At 59.0% G+C, this 20,983-nt stretch carries 30 protein-coding genes; 2 read left to right on the top strand and 28 right to left on the bottom strand.

From position 1 onward, the window contains the following. Positions 1-217 precede the first annotated feature (217 nt). Positions 218-1,618: a PLP-dependent aminotransferase family protein gene (locus tag CAG44_RS24460; protein WP_085693137.1), complete on the top strand. Its 1,401-nt coding sequence runs from the start codon at positions 218-220 to the stop codon at positions 1,616-1,618. Positions 1,619-1,952: 334 nt separating this feature from the next. Here the strand turns inward: CAG44_RS24460 and CAG44_RS24455 are convergent, their stop codons facing one another. Further along, positions 1,953-2,495, bottom strand: a complete 543-nt coding sequence (locus CAG44_RS24455; RefSeq protein WP_021783897.1) for a single-stranded DNA-binding protein — start codon at positions 2,493-2,495, stop codon at positions 1,953-1,955. 9 nt (positions 2,496-2,504) lie between these two features. Beyond that, the gene (locus CAG44_RS24450; RefSeq protein ID WP_025337493.1) at positions 2,505-3,899 is read right to left on the bottom strand and encodes an MFS transporter; all 1,395 of its coding nucleotides are present in this window, start codon (positions 3,897-3,899) and stop codon (positions 2,505-2,507) included. 129 nt (positions 3,900-4,028) lie between these two features. Between CAG44_RS24450 and uvrA the strand changes: the two genes are divergently transcribed. Next, the gene (gene uvrA / locus CAG44_RS24445) at positions 4,029-6,863 is read left to right on the top strand and encodes an excinuclease ABC subunit UvrA (protein ID WP_075044431.1); all 2,835 of its coding nucleotides are present in this window, start codon (positions 4,029-4,031) and stop codon (positions 6,861-6,863) included. A gap of 134 nt (positions 6,864-6,997) precedes the next feature. On the opposite strand, the gene bfr is transcribed toward uvrA, so the two are convergent. From bfr to rplB, 26 genes are all read right to left on the bottom strand, one after another. Then, positions 6,998-7,462, bottom strand: a complete 465-nt coding sequence (bfr, locus tag CAG44_RS24440) for a bacterioferritin (protein ID WP_003257116.1) — start codon at positions 7,460-7,462, stop codon at positions 6,998-7,000. 163 nt (positions 7,463-7,625) lie between these two features. After that, on the bottom strand, positions 7,626-9,065 hold the full coding sequence (locus CAG44_RS24435; protein ID WP_085693136.1) for a catalase: 1,440 nt from the start codon (positions 9,063-9,065) through the stop codon (positions 7,626-7,628). Positions 9,066-9,237: 172 nt separating this feature from the next. After that, the gene (gene rplQ / locus CAG44_RS24430) at positions 9,238-9,624 is read right to left on the bottom strand and encodes a 50S ribosomal protein L17 (RefSeq protein WP_003255451.1); all 387 of its coding nucleotides are present in this window, start codon (positions 9,622-9,624) and stop codon (positions 9,238-9,240) included. Between the two features lie 42 nt (positions 9,625-9,666). Further along, positions 9,667-10,668, bottom strand: coding sequence for a DNA-directed RNA polymerase subunit alpha (gene rpoA, locus CAG44_RS24425; RefSeq protein WP_003255452.1), 1,002 nt, complete (start codon positions 10,666-10,668; stop codon positions 9,667-9,669). Between the two features lie 22 nt (positions 10,669-10,690). Continuing rightward, positions 10,691-11,311: a 30S ribosomal protein S4 gene (gene rpsD / locus CAG44_RS24420; RefSeq protein WP_003257114.1), complete on the bottom strand. Its 621-nt coding sequence runs from the start codon at positions 11,309-11,311 to the stop codon at positions 10,691-10,693. Positions 11,312-11,326: 15 nt separating this feature from the next. Further along, positions 11,327-11,716, bottom strand: a complete 390-nt coding sequence (gene rpsK / locus CAG44_RS24415) for a 30S ribosomal protein S11 (protein ID WP_003255454.1) — start codon at positions 11,714-11,716, stop codon at positions 11,327-11,329. Between the two features lie 18 nt (positions 11,717-11,734). Next, positions 11,735-12,091 carry a 30S ribosomal protein S13 gene (gene rpsM / locus CAG44_RS24410; protein ID WP_003257112.1) on the bottom strand — a complete coding sequence of 119 codons (357 nt, stop codon included), beginning with the start codon at positions 12,089-12,091 and terminating at the stop codon, positions 11,735-11,737. Between the two features lie 131 nt (positions 12,092-12,222). Continuing rightward, positions 12,223-12,339 (bottom strand): 50S ribosomal protein L36, encoded by a 117-nt coding sequence (gene rpmJ, locus CAG44_RS24405; RefSeq protein ID WP_002555468.1) that lies wholly within the window; start codon positions 12,337-12,339, stop codon positions 12,223-12,225. 28 nt (positions 12,340-12,367) lie between these two features. Beyond that, on the bottom strand, positions 12,368-13,699 hold the full coding sequence (gene secY, locus CAG44_RS24400; RefSeq protein ID WP_003257108.1) for a preprotein translocase subunit SecY: 1,332 nt from the start codon (positions 13,697-13,699) through the stop codon (positions 12,368-12,370). Next, the gene (gene rplO / locus CAG44_RS24395; RefSeq protein ID WP_003257107.1) at positions 13,700-14,134 is read right to left on the bottom strand and encodes a 50S ribosomal protein L15; all 435 of its coding nucleotides are present in this window, start codon (positions 14,132-14,134) and stop codon (positions 13,700-13,702) included. 3 nt (positions 14,135-14,137) lie between these two features. Then, positions 14,138-14,314, bottom strand: a complete 177-nt coding sequence (gene rpmD, locus CAG44_RS24390) for a 50S ribosomal protein L30 (RefSeq protein WP_003255463.1) — start codon at positions 14,312-14,314, stop codon at positions 14,138-14,140. A gap of 2 nt (positions 14,315-14,316) precedes the next feature. After that, complete coding sequence (gene rpsE, locus CAG44_RS24385; RefSeq protein ID WP_003255465.1) at positions 14,317-14,817, bottom strand: 30S ribosomal protein S5; 501 nt, start codon at positions 14,815-14,817, stop codon at positions 14,317-14,319. Between the two features lie 3 nt (positions 14,818-14,820). Next, a complete protein-coding gene (gene rplR / locus CAG44_RS24380; protein ID WP_009397496.1) occupies positions 14,821-15,171 on the bottom strand; it encodes a 50S ribosomal protein L18 in 351 nt (116 codons plus the stop codon). A 10-nt stretch (positions 15,172-15,181) separates the two neighbouring features. Next, positions 15,182-15,715: a 50S ribosomal protein L6 gene (gene rplF, locus CAG44_RS24375; RefSeq protein ID WP_009681972.1), complete on the bottom strand. Its 534-nt coding sequence runs from the start codon at positions 15,713-15,715 to the stop codon at positions 15,182-15,184. A 12-nt stretch (positions 15,716-15,727) separates the two neighbouring features. Further along, entirely contained in the window at positions 15,728-16,120 is a 393-nt protein-coding gene (gene rpsH, locus CAG44_RS24370) for a 30S ribosomal protein S8 (RefSeq protein WP_009681971.1), read from the bottom strand. Between the two features lie 209 nt (positions 16,121-16,329). Next, positions 16,330-16,635, bottom strand: coding sequence for a 30S ribosomal protein S14 (gene rpsN, locus CAG44_RS24365; RefSeq protein ID WP_013970638.1), 306 nt, complete (start codon positions 16,633-16,635; stop codon positions 16,330-16,332). Positions 16,636-16,648: 13 nt separating this feature from the next. Beyond that, positions 16,649-17,188, bottom strand: a complete 540-nt coding sequence (rplE, locus tag CAG44_RS24360) for a 50S ribosomal protein L5 (RefSeq protein WP_003257095.1) — start codon at positions 17,186-17,188, stop codon at positions 16,649-16,651. A 20-nt stretch (positions 17,189-17,208) separates the two neighbouring features. Next, positions 17,209-17,523, bottom strand: coding sequence for a 50S ribosomal protein L24 (rplX, locus tag CAG44_RS24355; protein ID WP_016715319.1), 315 nt, complete (start codon positions 17,521-17,523; stop codon positions 17,209-17,211). Between the two features lie 11 nt (positions 17,524-17,534). Beyond that, the gene (gene rplN, locus CAG44_RS24350) at positions 17,535-17,903 is read right to left on the bottom strand and encodes a 50S ribosomal protein L14 (RefSeq protein ID WP_002555479.1); all 369 of its coding nucleotides are present in this window, start codon (positions 17,901-17,903) and stop codon (positions 17,535-17,537) included. Positions 17,904-17,926: 23 nt separating this feature from the next. Next, positions 17,927-18,193, bottom strand: a complete 267-nt coding sequence (gene rpsQ, locus CAG44_RS24345; protein WP_003255478.1) for a 30S ribosomal protein S17 — start codon at positions 18,191-18,193, stop codon at positions 17,927-17,929. 2 nt (positions 18,194-18,195) lie between these two features. Then, positions 18,196-18,387, bottom strand: a complete 192-nt coding sequence (gene rpmC, locus CAG44_RS24340) for a 50S ribosomal protein L29 (protein ID WP_002555481.1) — start codon at positions 18,385-18,387, stop codon at positions 18,196-18,198. Further along, the gene (gene rplP, locus CAG44_RS24335; RefSeq protein ID WP_003255479.1) at positions 18,387-18,800 is read right to left on the bottom strand and encodes a 50S ribosomal protein L16; all 414 of its coding nucleotides are present in this window, start codon (positions 18,798-18,800) and stop codon (positions 18,387-18,389) included. The genes rpmC and rplP overlap by 1 nt, the downstream gene beginning before the upstream one ends. 12 nt (positions 18,801-18,812) lie before the next feature. Further along, on the bottom strand, positions 18,813-19,499 hold the full coding sequence (gene rpsC / locus CAG44_RS24330; protein ID WP_003255481.1) for a 30S ribosomal protein S3: 687 nt from the start codon (positions 19,497-19,499) through the stop codon (positions 18,813-18,815). Between the two features lie 13 nt (positions 19,500-19,512). Further along, complete coding sequence (gene rplV, locus CAG44_RS24325) at positions 19,513-19,845, bottom strand: 50S ribosomal protein L22 (RefSeq protein WP_003103908.1); 333 nt, start codon at positions 19,843-19,845, stop codon at positions 19,513-19,515. A gap of 11 nt (positions 19,846-19,856) precedes the next feature. Beyond that, entirely contained in the window at positions 19,857-20,132 is a 276-nt protein-coding gene (gene rpsS / locus CAG44_RS24320; protein WP_003255482.1) for a 30S ribosomal protein S19, read from the bottom strand. A gap of 16 nt (positions 20,133-20,148) precedes the next feature. After that, positions 20,149-20,973, bottom strand: a complete 825-nt coding sequence (rplB, locus tag CAG44_RS24315) for a 50S ribosomal protein L2 (protein WP_015268750.1) — start codon at positions 20,971-20,973, stop codon at positions 20,149-20,151. Positions 20,974-20,983 lie beyond the last annotated feature (10 nt).

Genomic DNA, 20,983 nt, shown 5'->3' with positions numbered 1-20,983 from the left:
AATCAACTCATTGATTTCAAAAGGTTTCCATCTGCCATCACGAGATACGGAGGACAGCCGGCGAAGGGATCGCCTTGTGACAGCGGGCGTTCGATACGAATGCACGACAACCTCAAGCGACTCAATCAAGGCAATTTACTCGTACGAAAACACAATTACTTCCATCAGACCTTTCGTGCTAGGCTTCCGCGTTCTCGCAGATTCTGGTGCCATTTCTATGTGGGTTCCTCACTACAGCGACCTGGCGCAGCCGGTCTACCTGATGATTGCCGACGCCTTGGAGCAAGACATTGGCAGTGGCCGGCTGGTGGCTGGCGAACGTTTGCCGACACTCAAGGACCTGGCCGAGTCCCTGAACGTGACCCCCGGCACCATCGGGCGCGCTTACGACGAAGCTGCCAAGCGCGGCCTGGTGGTAGGCGAAGTCGGCCGCGGCACCTTCGTGCTGCAGCAACGGCAGTTGCAAAGCTCTCCTCCTGCCCCGGTCGCACGGCCGAAGCCCGTGGCCACCGAACGTGAGAGCGGCCAGATCGACCTGTCGATCATCAAGCCCAACGATGCCCACATGACCGACTGGCTGCGCGGAGCCATAAACGAGCTGGCCGCGTCGCCCGACCTGGCGCAGGTACTCGACTACGTCACTGATGGCGGCCATGCGACCCACAAGCAGGCCGGTGCCGCCTGGATCCAGCGCTGGCTGCCCGAGGCGCGCTGGCAGCAGGTGGTGCTTACCTCAGGGGCCCAGCACGGCCTGCTGGTGGCCATCAGCAGCCTGTCGAAGAGCGACGATGTGGTGCTGTGCGAGTCGTTCTGCTACCCAGGGATCATCTCCCTGGCCCACAGCATGGGCCGCCGCCTGCGTGGCGTGGCCATGGACGAGCATGGCCTGATTCCCGAGGCATTGCGCGCGGCCTGCCTGGAGCATCGCCCTTCCCTGTTGGTGTGTGTCACCACCCACCAGAACCCCACCAACTCGATCATGCCCCACGCACGGCGCCAGGCCATCGCAGAGATCGCCCGCGAGTTCGACCTGTTCATCGTCGATGACGATATCTACGGCTTCCTTGAACCCGCACCGGATTACCAGCCACTGGCGGCGTATGCGCCCGAACGCTCGGTGTACCTCACCAGCCTGTCCAAAAGTGTGCTGCCGGCACTGCGCATCGGTTACCTGTATGCCCCACCGCAAACCCTCTCGCGGCTTTCGTCGATGGTACGCAGCAGCGTCTGGATGCCATCACCGTTGATGGCGCAACTGGCCAGCAACCTGATCAACAGCGGCATGGCCGACCAGCTGGTGCGGGAACAACAGGAGGAGGCGGCCGCGCGCCAGCAAATGGCCCGGGAGATCCTTGGCAAGTACAAGATCCGCAGCCAGCCCAACAGCTTCCACATCTGGCTGGAGTTGCCCGAGCCGTGGACCAGCGACGAATTCGCCAACTTGGCGCGTAACAACGGCGTCACGGTAGTCAGTGGCAGCCAGTTCCTGCCAGAACGCAGCCACGCCAGCTGCGGCGTGCGCATCGCCCTGATGGCCCCCAGCCGCCAGGAACTGGGCTTTGCCCTGACCAAGCTGGTCAGCTTGCTGGACTCGCCGGAGCCGCGGTTGTTTTATTGAAGCGCTGGCTGGCTGCACCCGCCCTCACAGGATTGCGCCGTAGCAGAAACCCACGCAACCTGTGGGAGCGGGCATGCCCGCGAACACCGGCGTAGCCGGTGCCATCCATCGCGTCGCCTGCTTCGCGGGCTTGCCCGCTCCCACAGGGTACGTGCCATTGCCCATGAAAAAGCTTCATCACCAAATGCTGAAAATTAGCAACCGGTGATGTGCTCGCCGGGAGATTGAGCACCTGGCAGCCCTCACCTTCTCTTCTGGCATTCCCCACAAATGAAAAAACCCAGGGCAACTCTGCCCTGGGTTTCTGGCCCTGCTAGACGCTAAACCGCTCTGATCAGAACGGAATATCGTCATCGAAGCTGTCGAAGTCAGCCGCCGGCTGCGGGGCTGGCTGCTGCGGTGCCGGGCGCTGAGGGGCCTGTTGCGGGCGCTGGGCCTGTTGACGTGGCGGGGCCTGGTTGTACTGCTGCTGGCCGCCACCGTAGTTGCCGCCACCCTGGTTGTACGGGTCACCGCCCTGCTGCTGGCCCTGCGGACGACCGCCGAGCAGCTGCATGGTGCCGTTGATGTCGACGATGATCTCGGTGGTGTAACGCTTGATGCCGTCTTTTTCCCACTCGCGAGTCTGCAGCTTGCCTTCGATGTAGCACTGCGAACCCTTGCGCAGGTATTCGCCGGCGATTTCGGCAACCTTGCCGAACAGCGACACACGGTGCCACTCGGTACGCTCGACCTTCTGGCCCGACTGCTTGTCGGTCCACTGCTCGCTGGTAGCCAGGCTCAGGTTGGTCACGGCGTTACCGTTGGGCAGGTAGCGGACTTCGGGATCCTGGCCACAGGTGCCGACCAGAATGACTTTGTTAACCCCACGGGCCATAACGTTCTCCTAGGCTTCGCACGCCGAAGAGGCCGGGTTCACCAGGCGCTCGAGGGTCGTACGGTCCAAAATTTTCGTATCCAGTTTGATATAGATGGCGGCTTCTTCCGCCACCACGACGGCGTCGGTCACACCTGGCACAGCCATCAGGCGCTCGGTCAGGCCGGCTTCCCGGACTGCCTCTGGCGTCAGCGGCATGCGCAGGCTGGTCACATAGGGCGGCTCGTTCATGCGCAAGGCGACGACCAACCAGATGGCACACAGTACCGCACAACCGAGGAACACCATGTTCAGCCCGCCGTGCTGGAACAACCAGCCACCAAGGATTCCTCCCAGGGCAGCGCCGAGGAACTGGCTGGTGGAGTAGACCCCCATTGCCGTCCCCTTGCCACCTGCAGGCGACACCTTGCTCACCAGCGAAGGCAGCGATGCCTCCAGCAGGTTGAATGCAGTAAAGAATACCACGGTGCCGATCACCAGTCCGCGCAAACCGTCAGCCCACTGCCAGAAGAACACCTCCACCAGCAGCAACACACTGACCGCCCCGGCCAGCACGCGTTTCATCTTGCGCTTTTTTTCGCCATAGATGATGAACGGGACCATTGCAAAAAATGAGATGAACAACGCAGTCAGGTACACCCACCAGTGCTGCTCCTTCGGCAGGCCGCCGCGCTCGACAAAGGCCAGTGGCAATGCGACGAAGCTGGCCATGAGGATGGCATGGAGGATGAAGATGCCCACATCCAGGCGCAGAAGGTCCGGATGGCGCAGGGTCGGGCCGATGGCCTGGCGCGCCACACCCGACTCACGGTGCTGCAGGATGCTGTGGGTATTGGGCACCACAAAGGCGATCAGCAGGATGCCTACCAGGGCAAGTCCTGCCGTGGCGAGGAACAATCCTGACAAGCCAAAGGCACGAGTCAGCAATGGGCCAACGACCATGGCGACAGCAAACGACAGGCCGATGCTCATGCCGATCATGGCCATGGCCTTGGTCCGGTGCTGCTCGCGCGTGAGGTCGGACAGCAGCGCCATGACCGCAGCGGAAATCGCCCCGGCGCCCTGCAGGATACGCCCGGCGATCACTCCCCAGATGGAGTCGGCCTGGGCCGCCAATACACTACCCAGGGCAAAGATGACCAACCCCAGGTAAATCACCGGCCGGCGGCCGATGCGATCGGAAATCATCCCGAACGGGATCTGCAATACGGCCTGCGTCAGGCCATAGGCACCAATGGCCAGGCCGATCAGAGCAGGCGTGGCACCGGCCAGGTCCATCCCGTAGGTGGCCAGCACCGGCAAGACCATGAACATGCCCAGCATACGAAAGGCAAAGACCAGGGCCAGGCCGCCAGCGGCGCGGGTTTCGCTGCCACTCATGCGTTCGTTGTGGGTGTCGTGCATGGATTAATCTCGTGTGAACCGGCGGCGATTCTATCAGTCCGACAGCTTGACGGCATCTACGCGACGCTTTGCCGCGTACTGGCAGCGCGCCGTATACTTCCTTGTTTATGCCCGCCGAGCGAGGCCGCAGTGGACAAGATCCTGATTCGTGGGGCACGTACCCACAACCTGAAGAACATCGACCTGACCCTGCCCCGGGACAAGCTGATCGTGATCACCGGCCTGTCCGGTTCCGGCAAGTCGTCCCTGGCGTTCGACACCCTGTACGCCGAAGGCCAGCGCCGCTATGTGGAATCGCTGTCGGCCTACGCCCGGCAGTTCCTGTCGATGATGGAAAAGCCCGACGTCGATACCATCGAGGGCCTGTCGCCAGCCATTTCCATCGAGCAGAAGTCGACCTCGCACAACCCCCGCTCCACGGTCGGCACCATCACCGAAATCTACGACTATCTGCGCCTGCTGTACGCCCGCGTCGGCACCCCACGCTGCCCGGATCACGATATCCCGCTGGAGGCGCAAACGATCAGCCAGATGGTCGACCTGGTGCTGGAGCGCCCGGAAGGCAGCAAGCTGATGCTGCTGGCGCCGGTGGTGCGCGAGCGCAAGGGCGAGCACCTGGCAGTGTTCGACGAGCTGCGCGCCCAGGGCTTTGTGCGCGCCCGGGTAAACGGCAAGCTCTACGAACTCGACGAACTGCCCAAGCTGGACAAGCAGAAAAAACACAGCATCGATGTGGTGGTGGACCGTTTCAAGGTCCGCGCCGACCTGCAACAACGCCTGGCCGAGTCGTTCGAGACCGCGCTAAAGCTGGCCGACGGCATCGCCCTGGTGGCACCGATGGATGACGAACAAGGCGAAGAGACGATCTTCTCCGCGCGTTTCGCCTGCCCGGTCTGTGGTCATGCCATCAGCGAGCTGGAGCCGAAGCTGTTCTCCTTCAACAACCCCGCCGGCGCCTGCCCGACCTGCGATGGCCTGGGGGTGAAGCAGTTCTTCGACACCAAGCGCCTGGTCAATGCCGAGCTCACCTTGGCCGAAGGCGCAATCCGCGGCTGGGACCGGCGCAACGTGTACTACTTCCAGATGCTCGGCTCGCTGGCCGCGCATTACGGCTTCAGCCTGGAGGAACCATTCGGCCAGCTTTCGGCCGAGCACCAGAAGGTGATCCTTCAGGGCAGCGGCAAGCAGAGCGTCGACTTCAAGTACCTCAACGACCGTGGCGACATCGTCAAGCGCTCGCACCCGTTCGAAGGCATCGTGCCGAACCTGGAGCGTCGCTACCGCGAGACCGAGTCGGCCACCGTGCGCGAAGAACTGGCCAAGTTCCTCGGCACCCAGCCCTGCCCGGATTGCCGCGGCACCCGCCTGCGCCGTGAGGCACGGCACGTGTGGGTGGGCGAAAAAACCCTGCCGGCGGTGACCAATCTGCCGATCGGTGAAGCCAGCAACTATTTCGGCGAGCTGACCCTGACCGGTCGCCGTGGCGAGATTGCGGCGAAGATCCTCAAGGAAATCTGCGAGCGCCTGCAGTTCCTGGTCAACGTCGGTCTCGACTATCTCACCCTGGACCGCAGCGCCGATACCCTGTCCGGTGGCGAAGCGCAGCGTATCCGCCTGGCCAGCCAGATCGGCGCTGGCCTGGTGGGAGTGATGTACATCCTCGATGAGCCGTCCATCGGCCTTCATCAGCGTGACAATGACCGCCTGCTGGCCACCCTCAACCACCTGCGCGACCTGGGCAACACGGTGATCGTGGTGGAACACGACGAGGACGCCATCCGCCTGGCCGACTACGTGGTGGACATCGGCCCGGGAGCCGGCGTGCACGGTGGGCAGATCGTCGCCGAGGGCTCGCCGCAGGAGGTCATGGCCCACCCCGACTCGCTGACCGGCAAGTACCTGTCCGGGCGCAAGAAGATCGTCGTGCCGGCCAAGCGCACGCCGCGCAACAAGAAGCTGCAACTCAAGCTCAAGGGCGCGCGTGGCAACAACCTGCAAAACGTCGACCTGGAAGTCCCGATCGGCCTGCTGACCTGCGTGACCGGGGTGTCCGGCTCGGGCAAGTCGACGCTGATCAACAACACCCTGTTCCCACTGGCCGCCACCGCCCTGAATGGCGCAAGCAGCCTGGAAGCGGCGCCGCATGCCAGCATGGATGGCCTGCAGCACCTGGACAAGGTGGTGGATATCGACCAGAGCCCGATCGGCCGCACTCCTCGCTCGAACCCGGCGACCTACACCGGCATCTTCACGCCGATCCGCGAGCTGTTCTCCGGTGTGCCGGAATCGCGTTCGCGCGGCTATGGTCCGGGGCGTTTCTCGTTCAACGTCAAGGGGGGCCGTTGCGAGGCCTGCCAGGGCGATGGCCTGATCAAGGTGGAGATGCACTTCCTGCCGGACATCTACGTGCCGTGCGACGTGTGCAAGAGCAAGCGCTACAACCGCGAAACCCTGGAGATCAAGTACAAGGGCAAGAACATCCACGAGGTGCTGGAGATGACCATCGAGGATGCCCGCGAGTTCTTCGACGCAGTGCCGGCGCTGGCGCGCAAGCTGCAGACGTTGATGGATGTGGGGCTGTCGTACATCAAGCTGGGGCAGTCGGCGACCACCCTGTCGGGTGGTGAGGCCCAGCGAGTCAAGCTATCGCGCGAACTGTCCAAGCGTGACACCGGCAAGACCCTGTACATCCTCGATGAGCCAACCACGGGCCTGCACTTTGCCGATATCCAGCAGTTGCTGGACGTGCTGCATCGCCTGCGCGACCACGGCAATACCGTGGTGGTGATCGAGCACAACCTGGATGTGATCAAGACCGCGGACTGGCTGGTGGATCTGGGGCCGGAGGGTGGCTCGAAAGGTGGGCAGATCATTGCCTGCGGTACGCCAGAAGAACTGAGTACGATGAAACAGTCGTATACCGGGCACTACCTGAAACCGTTGCTGGAGCGGGATCGGGCGTAAGGCCCTGGGGGCGCTTTGCGCCCCTTTCGCGACACAAGGCCGCTCCTACAGGCGATCGCGTAATCTCTGGATTGACGCGTTCAAATGTAGGAGCGGCCTTGTGTCGCGATAGGGCTGCAAAGCAGCCCAGGCTTTTACATCTGCGACTGCAGGTAATTCTCCAGGCCAATGGCCTTGATCAGCCCCTGCTGCTTCTCCAGCCAGTAGGTGTGATCTTCTTCGGTATCAGCCAACTGAGCGCGCAGGATGTCGCGGCTGATGTAGTCCTTGTGCAGCTCGCACAGCTCGATGCCTTTGCACAGCGCGCCGCGTACCTTGTACTCGAGCTTGAGGTCAGCCTCGATCATTTCCGGCACGGTGCTGCCCACTTCCAGGTCGTCCGCGCGCATGTCAGGGGTGCCTTCGAGCATGAGGATGCGACGCATCAGGGCATCTGCGTGCTGCGTCTCTTCTTCCATTTCGTGGTTGATGCGCTCGTAGAGCTTGGACAGGCCCCAGTCTTCGTACATACGCGAGTGAATGAAGTACTGGTCACGCGCCGCCAGTTCGCCCTTCAGCAGCGTAACGAGGTAGTTGATTACGTCCGGGTGACCTTGCATCGCCCTGCTTCTCCATGTGAAAACGTCTATGCCACATAGTGTGAACCAGCTTTTGCCTGCGGTCACTGAAAACCGCGCAATTAGAAGCAAAAAATCGGTTAAACAGTAGTGATATTCATTGAAAAACCGCCCAAATGAGGGCGGTTCTTCTTATCACTTCGACTTAGGCGAGATTGATGCCCAAGGCCTTGGCAACCCCTTCGCCATAGGCAGGATCGGCCTTGAAGAAGTATTGCAACTGACGCTGGATCACGTCTTCGCTGACGCCTGCCATGGTGCCGGCAATGTTGTTTATCAGCAGGGCTTTCTGCTCATCGTTCATCAGGCGGAACAGCGCGCCGGCGTGGCTGTAGTAGTCGGTGTCTTCGCGGTGGTCGTAACGGTCTGCGGAACCATTCAGGGCCAGTGCAGGCTCGGCGTGGCGTGGCGACTGCTTCGGTGCATCGCTGTAGCTGTTGGGCTCATAGTTCGGCGCGCTGCCGTAACTGCCAGCGGCCATGGAACCATCACGCTGGTAGCTGTTGACCGGGCAGCGTGGTGCATTCACCGGCAGCTGCTGGTGGTTGGTACCCACCCGGTAGCGATGCGCGTCGGCGTAGGCGAATACCCGCCCTTGCAGCATGCGGTCCGGCGACAGGCCAACACCCGGTACCATGTTGCTTGGGCCAAACGCAGCCTGCTCGACCTCGGCAAAGTAGTTGAGCGGGTTACGGTTGAGCTCCAGCACGCCCACTTCAATCAGCGGGTAGTCCTTCTGCGACCAGGTCTTGGTCACGTCGAAGGGGTTTTCGTCGCGGCTGGCAGCATCGGCTTCGCTCATCACCTGGATGCACACGGTCCAGCGTGGGTAATCGCCCCGCTCGATGGCTTCGAACAGGTCGCGCTGGGCGTAGTCCGGGTCAGTACCTGCCAGGCGCGCGGCATCTGCCGGTGCGAGGTTCTTGATGCCTTGCTGGGTCTTGAAGTGCCATTTGACCCAGGTGCGTTCACCCTTGGTATTGATCAGGCTGTAGGTATGGCTACCGAAGCCGTGCATGTGGCGGTAGCCGTCCGGAATGCCACGATCGGAGAACAGAATGGTGACCTGATGCAGCGCCTCGGGAGAGTGCGACCAGAAGTCCCACATCATCTGAGCGTTCTTCAAGTTGGATTGTGGGTGACGCTTCTGGGTGTGGATAAAGTCCGGAAACTTCAGTGGATCGCGGATGAAGAACACCGGCGTGTTGTTGCCGACGATGTCCCAGTTGCCTTCCTCGGTGTAGAACTTGACGGCAAAACCACGGGGATCGCGCTCGGTATCAGCGGAGCCACGCTCACCACCAACGGTGGAGAAGCGCAGGAAGGTTTCGGTCTGCTTGCCAACCTGTTCAAACAACTTGGCACTGGTGTAATCGGTGATATCGCGGGTGACGGTAAAGGTGCCGTAGGCGCCCGAGCCTTTTGCGTGTACGCGGCGCTCAGGAATGTTCTCGCGGTTGAAGTGGGCGAGCTTCTCGATCAGGTGGAAGTCGTCGAGCAGCAGCGGGCCGCGCGGGCCGGCGGAACGGGAATTCTGGTTGTCTGCTACAGGTGCACCGCTGGCGGTGGTGAGAATCTTGCTCATGGGCTCTCCTTATCGGTCTTCAAGCGCCGGCTAATCGGCTCTGGAGAGAGTATTGACGAGCAAGGTTACAAGAACAAATGCATTACATGACTTGCATCAATAGAAATAAACAATACATCTTGAAACAAAAAACCGGGCACTAGGCCCGGTTCTTTGTAGCAGACAGAACGTCTTACTCAGCAGCTTCTACAGCACCGCCGACCGGACGATCAACCAGCTCGACGTACGCCATAGGAGCGTTGTCGCCAGCGCGGAAACCGCACTTCAGGATGCGCAGGTAGCCGCCCTGACGGGTGGCGTAACGCTTGCCCAGGTCGTTGAACAGCTTGCCAACAGCGGACTTCGAACGGGTACGATCGAAGGCCAGACGGCGGTTAGCTACGCTGTCTTCCTTGGCCAGGGTAATCAGCGGCTCGGCAACGCGGCGCAGTTCCTTGGCTTTCGGCAGGGTGGTTTTGATCAGCTCGTGCTCGATCAGCGACACTGCCATGTTCTGGAACATAGCCTTGCGGTGAGAGCTGGTACGGCTCAGGTGACGTCCACTTTTACGATGACGCATGATTCATTCCTTACCAAACACTACGTTCGGTGATTACGACGATCAGGCGGTCGCCTTGTCGTCTTTCTTAAGACTTGCAGGCGGCCAGTTGTCGAGGCGCATGCCGAGAGACAGACCACGAGAGGCCAGGACGTCCTTGATTTCAGTCAGGGACTTCTTGCCCAGGTTAGGAGTCTTCAACAGCTCTACTTCGGTACGCTGAATCAGGTCGCCGATGTAGTAGATGTTCTCCGCCTTGAGGCAGTTGGCCGAACGTACAGTCAGTTCCAGGTCGTCAACCGGACGCAGCAGGATCGGATCGATCTCGTCTTCCTGCTCGACTACGACAGGCTCGCTGTCACCTTTGAGGTCGACGAACGCGGCCAGCTGCTGTTGCAGGATGGTCGCAGCGCGGCGGATAGCCTCTTCAGGGTCCAGGGTGCCGTTGGTTTCCAGATCAATGACCAGCTTGTCCAGGTTGGTACGCTGTTCAACACGGGCGTTCTCGACCACATAGGCGATACGACGCACCGGGCTGAACGAAGCGTCCAACTGCAGACGGCCAATGCTACGGCTTTCGTCTTCGTCGGTTTGACGGGAGTCGGCCGGCTCGTAACCACGACCACGAGCTACAGTGAGCTTCATGTTCAGGGCGCCGTTCGACGCCAGGTTCGCGATTACGTGATCGGGGTTGACGATCTCGACATCGTGATCCAGCTGAATATCGGCAGCGGTAACCACCCCCGAACCCTTTTTCGACAAGGTCAGCGTAACTTCGTCACGACCGTGCAGTTTGATAGCCAGGCCTTTCAGGTTCAACAGGATTTCAATGACGTCTTCCTGAACACCTTCGATCGCGGAGTACTCGTGGAGTACGCCGTCGATCTCGGCCTCGACTACTGCACAGCCAGGCATGGAGGACAACAGGATGCGGCGCAGCGCGTTGCCCAGGGTATGGCCGAAACCACGCTCGAGAGGCTCGAGCGTAATCTTAGCGCGGGTCGGACTGACTACCTGCACATCAATGTGGCGGGGAGTCAGGAACTCATTTACCGAAATCTGCATGGATGCACCTATTTTCTAGCCCTTACTTGGAGTAGAGCTCGACAATCAGGTTCTCGTTGATGTCGGCAGACAGGTCGCTGCGAGCAGGAACGTTCTTGAAAACGCCCGACTTTTTAGCAGCATCCACGTCAACCCACTCAACGCGGCCACGCTGGGCGCACAGTTCAAGGGCTTGAACAATGCGCAGCTGGTTCAGCGACTTCTCGCGAACCGCGACCACGTCACCCGGACGAACTTGGTAGGATGGAATGTTTACAGTCTTACCGTTGACGCTGATCGCTTTGTGCGAAACCAGCTGACGGGACTCGGAACGAGTCGAGCCGAAGCCCATACGGTAGACGACGTTATCCAGACGGCACTCGAGCAGTTGCAGCAGGTTCTCACCGGTTGCGCCTTTTTTCGAGGCTGCAGCCTGGTAGTAACCGCGGAACTGACGCTCCAGAACACCGTAGATACGACGAACTTTTTGCTTCTCGCGCAGCTGGGTACCGTAGTCGGACTGACGGCCACGGCGCTGGCCGTGGATACCTGGGGCTGCTTCGATGTTGCACTTCGATTCCAGAGCGCGAACGCCGCTCTTCAGGAACAGGTCAGTGCCTTCACGACGAGACAGTTTGCATTTTGGACCAATGTAACGTGCCATTTATCTGTCTCCTGATTACACGCGACGCTTCTTCGGCGGACGGCACCCGTTGTGCGGGATTGGCGTCACGTCGGTGATGCTGGCGATCTTGTAGCCGCAGCTGTTCAGTGCACGAACGGCGGACTCACGACCTGGACCTGGACCCTTGACGTTTACGTCGAGGTTCTTCAGACCGTATTCCAGCGCAGCTTGACCAGCACGCTCAGCAGCGATCTGGGCTGCGAACGGGGTGGATTTGCGCGAACCACGGAAACCCGAACCACCGGAGGTCGCCCAGGACAAAGCGTTGCCCTGACGGTCGGTGATGGTCACGATGGTGTTGTTGAAAGAGGCATGGATGTGGGCGATGCCATCAACCACTGTCTTTTTGACTTTCTTACGAGGACGAGCAGCAGGTTTTGCCATGTCTATATTCCTGGGCGATTACTTGCGGATCGGCTTACGCGGGCCCTTACGGGTGCGTGCGTTGGTCTTGGTGCGCTGACCGCGAACCGGCAGACCTTTACGATGACGCAGGCCGCGGTAGCAACCCAGGTCCATCAAGCGCTTGATCTTCATGTTGATGTCACGACGCAGGTCACCTTCGGTGGTGAACTTCGCGACTTCGCCACGCAGGGTTTCGATTTGCTCGTCGCTCAGATCCTTGATCTTAGCGGCTGGGTTTACACCAGCGTCTGCACAGATCTTCTGTGCAGTTGTGCGACCGACACCATAGATGTAGGTCAGCGAGATAACAGCATGCTTGTTATCTGGAATGTTGACGCCTGCAATACGGGCCATTCAGTGGGACTCCAATTGACAGCTACCTACGCCCCGGAAGCCAAGAAATAGGGCGCGAGATAATATCGCTGTAGAAACGAATAATCAACCCAGCAGCACACTAGCTGCTGGGTTTGAAGCGCAGATCACACTCAGCCTTGGCGCTGTTTGTGACGCGGTTCCGCGCTGCAGATCACTCGTACGACGCCTTCGCGACGGATGATCTTGCAGTTACGGCACAGCTTTTTCACCGATGCACGAACTTTCATTACCGACTCCTCGAACCTTAGGGGCGTATCAGCGCAGCAGACCGCTGCCACCGTAGCCTTTCAGGTTGGCTTTCTTCATCAGGGATTCGTACTGGTGCGAAACGAGGTGCGATTGTACTTGGGACATGAAGTCCATCACAACCACTACCACAATCAGCAACGAGGTCCCGCCAAGGTAGAACGGCACATTTGCTGCCACCACCAGGAACTGGGGCAGAAGGCAGACGGCCATCATGTAAAGAGCACCGAACATGGTCAGACGGGTCAGAACGCCATCAATGTAGCGTGCCGACTGCTCACCAGGACGGATACCCGGAATAAAGGCACCGGACTTCTTCAGGTTTTCCGCTACGTCTTTCGGGTTGAACATCAGCGCTGTGTAGAAGAAGCAGAAGAAAATGATCCCTGCACTAAACAGCAGAATGTTCAACGGCTGACCAGGAGCGATCGACTGCGAGATGTCCTGCAGCCAGCCCATACCTTCGGACTGACCGAACCAGGCACCCAGCGAAGCCGGGAACAGCAGAATGCTGCTCGCGAAAATGGCCGGGATAACCCCCGCCATGTTCACCTTCAGCGGCAAGTGGCTGGTCTGCGCAGCGAAGACCTTGCGGCCCTGCTGACGCTTGGCGTAGTGAACGGCGATACGACGCTGACCACGCTCAATGAACACCACGAAGCCGATAATCGCTACTGCCAGCAAACCGATAGCGACCAGGGCGAAAATGTTGATATCGCCTGTGCGTGCAGACTCGAAAGACTGCCCGATTGCTCTCGGAAGACCGGCAACGATACCCGCGAAGATCAACATCGAGATACCGTTGCCCACACCGCGCTCGGTGATCTGCTCGCCCAGCCACATCATGAACATCGCGCCCGCCACGAAGGTGGAGACGGCGACGACATGGAAGCCCAGGCCTACAGAAAACGCCACGCCCTGGTTGGCCAGGCCAATGGACATGCCAATGGCTTGAACCAGTGCCAGGATAACGGTGCCGTAGCGGGTGTACTGGCTGATCTTGCGACGGCCAGCTTCACCTTCCTTCTTCAACTGCTCCAGTTGCGGGCTGACCGCCGTCATCAGCTGCATGATGATCGATGCCGAGATGTACGGCATGATCCCCAGTGCAAAGATGCTCATGCGCTCGAGCGCGCCACCGGAAAACATGTTGAACAAGCTAAGAATGGTCCCCTCATTCTGCCGAAACAGATCCGCCAGACGGTCTGGATTGATGCCAGGAACCGGGATATGCGCACCTATCCGATAGACGATGATCGCCATGAACAGAAAGCGCAGACGAGCCCAGAGTTCCGACATCCCGCCCTTACCGAGCGAAGAGAGAGCACCTTGCTTAGCCATTTATTCCTCGAACTTGCCGCCAGCTGCTTCGATAGCCGCACGCGCACCCTTGGTGGCTGCGATACCCTTGATGGTGACTGCGCGAGTGACTTCGCCAGACAGCATGATTTTCACGCGCTGTACGTTCTGGCCGATCACGTTGGCATCCTTCAGGGATTGCACGGAGATCACGTCGCCTTCCACCTTGGCCAGCTCGGACAGACGCACTTCGGCGCGGTCCATGGCTTTCAGGGAAACGAAGCCGAACTTCGGCAGACGACGGTGCAGCGGCTGTTGACCGCCTTCGAAGCCAGGAGCGATCGATCCACCCGAACGGGAAGTCTGACCTTTGTGGCCACGGCCGCCGGTCTTACCCAGACCGCTACCGATACCACGACCTGGACGATGCTTCTCGCGACGGGAACCCGGCGCTGGACTCAGATCATTGAGTTTCATCGATTAACCCTCGACCTTCAGCATGTAGTAAGCCTTGTTGATCATCCCGCGGTTTTCGGGAGTATCCTGGACTTCTACAGTGTGACCGATGCGACGCAGACCCAGGCCCTTAACGCACAGCTTGTGGTTAGGCAGACGGCCCGAGACGCTCTTGATCAGCGTTACTTTTACGGTTGCCATGATCAGAAGATCTCCTCGACGCTCTTGCCGCGCTTGGCAGCAATGGATTCAGGAGATTGCATGGCTTTCAGACCCTTGAAGGTGGCGTAAACCACGTTCACCGGGTTGGTCGAACCGTAGCACTTGGCCAGAACGTTCTGAACACCAGCAACTTCCAGGACAGCACGCATTGCGCCACCGGCGATGATACCGGTACCTTCCGAGGCAGGCTGCATGTAAACCTTCGAGGCGCCGTGGGCAGCCTTGGTGGCGTACTGCAGGGTGGTGCCCTTCAGGTCAACCTGGATCATGTTGCGGCGAGCAGCTTCCATGGCTTTCTGGATCGCGGCTGGTACTTCGCGCGACTTGCCACGGCCGAAGCCAACACGGCCCTTACCATCACCTACCACGGTCAGCGCGGTGAAGGTGAAGATACGGCCGCCTTTTACGGTTTTGGCAACGCGGTTAACTTGAACCAGCTTCTCGATGTAGCCTTCGTCGCGCTTTTGATCGTTATTTGCCATAACTTAGAACTCCAGCCCGCCTTCACGAGCAGCATCAGCCAGCGCTTTGACGCGGCCATGGTACTTGAAGCCGGAACGGTCAAAGGCAACTTGAGATACACCGGCGGCTTTCGCACGCTCAGCTACCAGCTTGCCAACCTTAGTGGCCGCGTCGATGTTGCCAGTGGCGCCATCACGCAGTTCTTTGTCCAAGGTCGAGGCGCTTGCCAGAACCTTGCTGCCGTCGGCCGAAATGACCTGGGCGTAGATGTGCTGCGAGGAGCGGAACACGCACAGGCGCACGACTTCGAGTTCGTGCATCTTGAGACGTGCTTTGCGAGCGCGACGCAGTCGAGTAACTTTTTTGTCGGTCATTTGCTAGGCCCTACTTCTTCTTGGCTTCTTTACGACGGACTACTTCGTCCGCGTAACGCACACCCTTGCCTTTGTAAGGCTCTGGCGGACGGAAGTCGCGGATTTCAGCGGCCACCTGACCCACCAGCTGCTTGTCGATACCCTTGATCAGGATGTCGGTCTGGCTTGGGGTTTCAGCGGTGATACCGGCTGGCAGTTCGTAGTCCACTGGGTGCGAGAAGCCCAGGGCCAGGTTCAGGACGGTGCCCTTGGCCTGTGCCTTGTAACCAACACCGACCAGCTGGAGCTTGCGCTCGAAGCCTTGGCTTACGCCCTGGACCATGTTGTTCACCAGAGCGCGGGTGGTACCGGCCATGGCGCGAGCTTGCTGGTCACCGTTGCGAGCGACGAAACGCAGCTCGCCAGACTCTTCGGTAACTTCAACAGACGAGTGAACGTTCAGTTCGAGAGTGCCTTTGGCACCCTTCACCGAAAGCTGCTGGCCGGCGAATTTGACTTCGACGCCTGCTGGCAGCTTAACGGGGTTCTTAGCGACGCGAGACATGCCTATCTCCCCTTAGAACACTGTGCACAGAACTTCGCCGCCGACACCGGCAGCGCGTGCAGCGCGATCAGTCATCACACCTTTGTTGGTGGAGACGATAGACACGCCCAGACCGCCACGTACTTTCGGCAGCTCTGCGACGGACTTGTACTGGCGCAGGCCTGGACGGCTGGAGCGCTTCAGTTCCTCGATGACCGGACGGCCTTCGAAGTACTTCAGTTCGATCGACAGGGAAGGCTTGGCCTCACCAGTTACCTGGTAGCCGGCGATGTAACCTTCGTCTTTCAGAACTTTGGCAACCGCGACCTTCAGGGTGGAGGAAGGCATGCTTACGACGGACTTTTCAGCCATCTGGGCATTACGGATGCGAGTTAGCATGTCCGCTAACGGGTCCTGCATACTCATGGGCTAGATGCTCCTGATACAAGAATTATTAGCCTTGCGGCTATCACAACCACCCGAGCGGACAGGGCAAAAAACCCAGGCTCAGGTGAGCCGGTCATTCTAGACACAAGGTAGAAACGAAACAAGCCCCATATAGGGGCTTGTTTGTTGGCGAGGTCACCGGCGGTCGGAAGATTGCTCCCCTTCCGCCGGGATCCAGCCTGCAGCGATTACCAGGAGGCCTTGACCAGACCTGGTACGTCACCGCGCATTGCAGCTTGACGCAGCATGTTACGGCCCAGGCCGAACTTACGGTATACACCGTGAGGACGACCGGTCAGGCGGCAACGGTTGCGCAGACGCGAAGCGGAGGCATCACGTGGCTGCTTCTGCAGGGCGACAACGGCAGCGAAACGCTCTTCAGGAGAGGCGTTCAGGTTGACGATGGTCGCTTTCAGCTCGGCACGCTTTTTGGCGTACTTGGCTACCGTGAGCTGACGCTTCAGCTCGCGGTTTTTCATGCTCTTCTTGGCCATTTTCCTACTCCAATCAGTTGCGGAACGGGAACTTGAAAGCACGCAGCAGAGCGCGGCCTTCGTCGTCCGAACGAGCAGTGGTGGTCAGGGTGATGTCCAAACCGCGCAGAGCATCGATCTTGTCGTAGTCGATTTCCGGGAAGATGATCTGCTCTTTCACGCCCATGCTGTAGTTGCCACGGCCATCGAAGGACTTGGCATTCAGGCCGCGGAAGTCGCGAACCCGAGGCAGGGAGATCGCCAGCAGGCGGTCCAGGAATTCGTACATCTTGTCGCGACGCAGGGTCACCTTGACACCGATCGGCCAGCCTTCACGGACTTTGAAGCCCGCGATGGATTTACGAGCGAAAGTCACGACCGGCTTTTGACCGGTGATCTTTTCCAGGTCGGCAACAGCGTGCTCGATGACTTTCTTGTCGCCGATCGCTTCGCCCAGACCCATGTTCAGGGTGATCTTGGTAACGCGCGGAACTTCCATCACGTTCGACAGCTTAAGTTCTTCCTTAAGCTTAGGAGCGATTTCGTTCCGGTAAATCTCTTTCAGTCGTGCCATGGTCTTCTACCTAGCAGTGTTCAAGCATCAACCGCTTTTTGGGTCGACTTGAAGACACGAATTTTTTTACCGTCTTCTACTTTGAAACCAACGCGGTCAGCCTTGTTGGTTTCGCCGTTGAAGATGGCAACGTTGGAAGCGTGCAGAGGCGCTTCTTTTTCGACGATACCGCCCTGTACGCCCGCCATCGGGTTAGGCTTGGTATGACGCTTGACCAGGTTCACACCACCAACGACCAGACGGTCATCAGCCAGAACCTTCAGCACCTTACCGCGCTTACCTTTGTCTTTGCCGGCGATCACGATGATCTCGTCGTCACGACGAATCTTTTGCATGTCGGATCTCCTTACAGCACTTCAGGGGCGAGCGAGACGATCTTCATGAACTTCTCAGTACGAAGTTCACGGGTCACTGGCCCGAAGATGCGAGTGCCGATCGGCTCTTGCTTGTTGTTCAGCAGAACAGCAGCGTTGCCGTCGAAACGAATGATGGAACCGTCAGCGCGACGAACACCGTGACGGGTGCGCACGACAACAGCAGTCATCACTTGGCCTTTCTTGACCTTACCGCGCGGAATTGCTTCCTTGACGGTTACCTTGATGATGTCACCGATGCCGGCGTAACGGCGGTGCGAACCGCCGAGCACCTTGATGCACATGACGCGACGAGCGCCGCTGTTATCGGCCACATCGAGCATGGATTGAGTCTGAATCATAAAATTTCTCCGACCCCTAGCCCTTAGACTTCAACAGCGCGTTCGAGGACTTCAACCAGTGCCCAGGACTTGGTCTTGGCCAGCGGACGGGTTTCACGGATGGAAACCTTGTCGCCGATCTTGCACTGGTTGGCTTCGTCGTGCGCGTGCAGCTTAGTCGAACGCTTAACGTATTTACCGTAGATCGGGTGCTTTACGCGACGCTCGATCAGAACGGTGATGGTCTTGTCCATTTTGTCGCTGACGACACGGCCAGTCAGCGTACGGACGGTTTTTTCAGCTTCAGCCATGATCACTTACCTGCCTGCTGGTTGAGCACAGTTTTCACGCGAGCGATGTCACGCTTAACTTGCGAGAGCAGGTGCGACTGCCCCAACTGGCCAGTTGCTTTCTGCATACGCAGATTGAACTGGTCGCGCAGCAAGCCGAGCAGTTGCTCATTCAGTTGCTGTGCCGATTTTTCACGAAGTTCATTCGCTTTCATCACATCACCGTCCGCTTAACAAAGGAGGTGGCGAGAGGCAGCTTTGCAGCAGCCAGGGCGAAAGCTTCGCGCGCCAGCTCTTCAGAAACACCCTCGATTTCATACAGGACCTTGCCTGGCTGAATCTGGGCAACCCAGTATTCCACGGAACCCTTACCTTTACCCATACGAACCTCGAGAGGCTTCTTGGAGATCGGCTTGTCCGGGAACACACGGATCCAGATCTTACCGCCACGTTTTACGTGACGGGTCAGCGCACGACGTGCGGACTCGATCTGGCGAGCGGTGAGGCGACCGCGAGCAACAGCTTTCAGGGCGAATTCGCCGAAGCTGACTTTGCTACCGCGCAGTGCCAGACCACGGTTGTGGCCAGTCATCTGCTTGCGGAATTTTGTACGCTTTGGTTGCAACATTTGGCGTACCCCTTACTTAGCAGCTTTTTTACGAGGCGCTGGTGCTTGTGGTTTCAGTTCTTCTTGGCGACCACCAATAACTTCGCCTTTGAAGATCCAAACCTTCACACCGATCACACCGTAAGTGGTGTGAGCTTCGTAGGTGTTGTAGTCGATATCGGCACGCAGGGTGTGCAGAGGCACACGACCTTCGCGATACCACTCGGTACGAGCAATCTCAGCACCGCCGAGACGACCGCTCACCTGGATCTTGATGCCCTTGGCACCAATACGCATGGCGTTCTGTACGGCGCGCTTCATGGCGCGACGGAACATTACGCGGCGTTCCAGCTGCTGAGCTACGCTCTGCGCAACCAGCATAGCGTCGAGTTCCGGCTTGCGGATCTCTTCGATGTTGATGTGCACAGGCACACCCATCTGCTTGGTCAGGTCCTGACGCAGCTTCTCGACATCTTCACCTTTCTTACCGATAACGATACCGGGACGAGCGGTGTGGATGGTGATGCGTGCAGTTTGAGCCGGACGATGAATATCGATACGGCTTACGGACGCGCTTTTTAGTTTGTCCTGGAGGTACTCACGCGTTTTCAGATCCTTCAACAGGTAATCTGCGTAAGTAGCACCGTCTGCGTACCAGACGGAGGTGTGCTCCTTGACGATTCCCAGGCGAATGCCAGTGGGATGTACTTTCTGACCCATCTGATCGACTCCGTTACTTGTCCGCAACCTTGACAGTGATATGGCAAGACCGCTTGACGATGCGATCAGCACGGCCTTTGGCACGTGGCATGATGCGCTTCAGCGAACGCCCTTCGTTGACGAAGACGGTGGAGACCTTCAGGTCATCAACGTCTGCGCCTTCGTTGTGTTCGGCGTTGGCAACGGCCGACTCGAGGACTTTCTTCATGATTTCAGCGGCTTTTTTGCTGCTGAAGGCCAACAGGTTGAGCGCTTCGCCCACCTTCTTCCCGCGGATCTGGTCGGCGACCAAGCGGGCTTTCTGGGCGGAGATGCGAGCGCCCGACAACTTAGCGGCTACTTCCATTTCCTTACCCCTTAACGCTTGGCTTTCTTGTCAGCCACGTGCCCGCGATAGGTGCGGGTACCGGCGAACTCGCCCAGTTTGTGGCCGACCATGTCTTCGTTCACCAGAACTGGGACATGTTGACGACCGTTGTGTACCGCGATGGTCAGACCGACCATTTGTGGCAGGATCATCGAACGGCGCGACCAGGTTTTAACTGGCTTGCGATCGTTCTTCTCCACCGCCACTTCGACCTTCTTCAGCAGGTGAAGATCGATAAAAGGACCTTTTTTCAGAGAACGTGGCACTGTCGTATCCCTCTAGTTACTTGCGACGACGGACGATCATGTTGTCGGTACGCTTATTACCACGGGTCTTCGCACCCTTGGTTGGGAAGCCCCATGGCGATACCGGATGACGACCACCGGAGGTACGACCTTCACCACCACCATGTGGGTGGTCAACCGGGTTCATGGCAACACCACGAACGGTTGGGCGAACGCCGCGCCAGCGTTTGGCACCAGCTTTACCCAGCGAACGCAGGCTGTGCTCGGAGTTCGAGACTTCGCCCAGGGTCGCACGGCACTCAGCCAGTACTTTACGCATCTCACCGGAACGCAGACGCAGAGTCACGTAGACGCCTTCACGAGCGATCAGCTGAGCCGAAGCACCAGCGGAACGAGCGATCTGAGCACCTTTACCCGGCTTCAGTTCGATGCCGTGAATGGTGCTACCTACTGGGATGTTGCGCAGCTGCAGGGAGTTACCGGCCTTGATTGGGGCCAGGGCACCTGCGATCAGCTGGTCGCCAGCGCTCACGCCTTTAGGGGCGATGATGTAGCGACGCTCACCGTCTGCGTAGCACAGCAGGGCGATGTGAGCAGTACGGTTCGGGTCGTATTCGATACGCTCGACAGTGGCTGGGATGCCATCTTTGTCGTTGCGACGGAAGTCGACCAGACGGTAATGCTGCTTATGACCACCACCAACGTGACGAGTGGTGATGCGGCCATTGTTGTTACGACCACCAGACTTCGATTTCTTCTCGATCAGCGGTGCGTGAGGAGCGCCTTTGTGCAGCTCCTGGTTGACCACCTTGACCACGAAACGGCGGCCAGGGGAAGTCGGTTTGCATTTAACGATTGCCATGATGCACCCC

The organism is Pseudomonas sp. B13(2017) (genome assembly GCF_002113245.1).
Classification (GTDB): Bacteria; Pseudomonadota; Gammaproteobacteria; order Pseudomonadales; family Pseudomonadaceae; genus Aquipseudomonas; species Aquipseudomonas putida_Z.
This window is presented reverse-complemented; position numbering and strand designations above follow the sequence as displayed.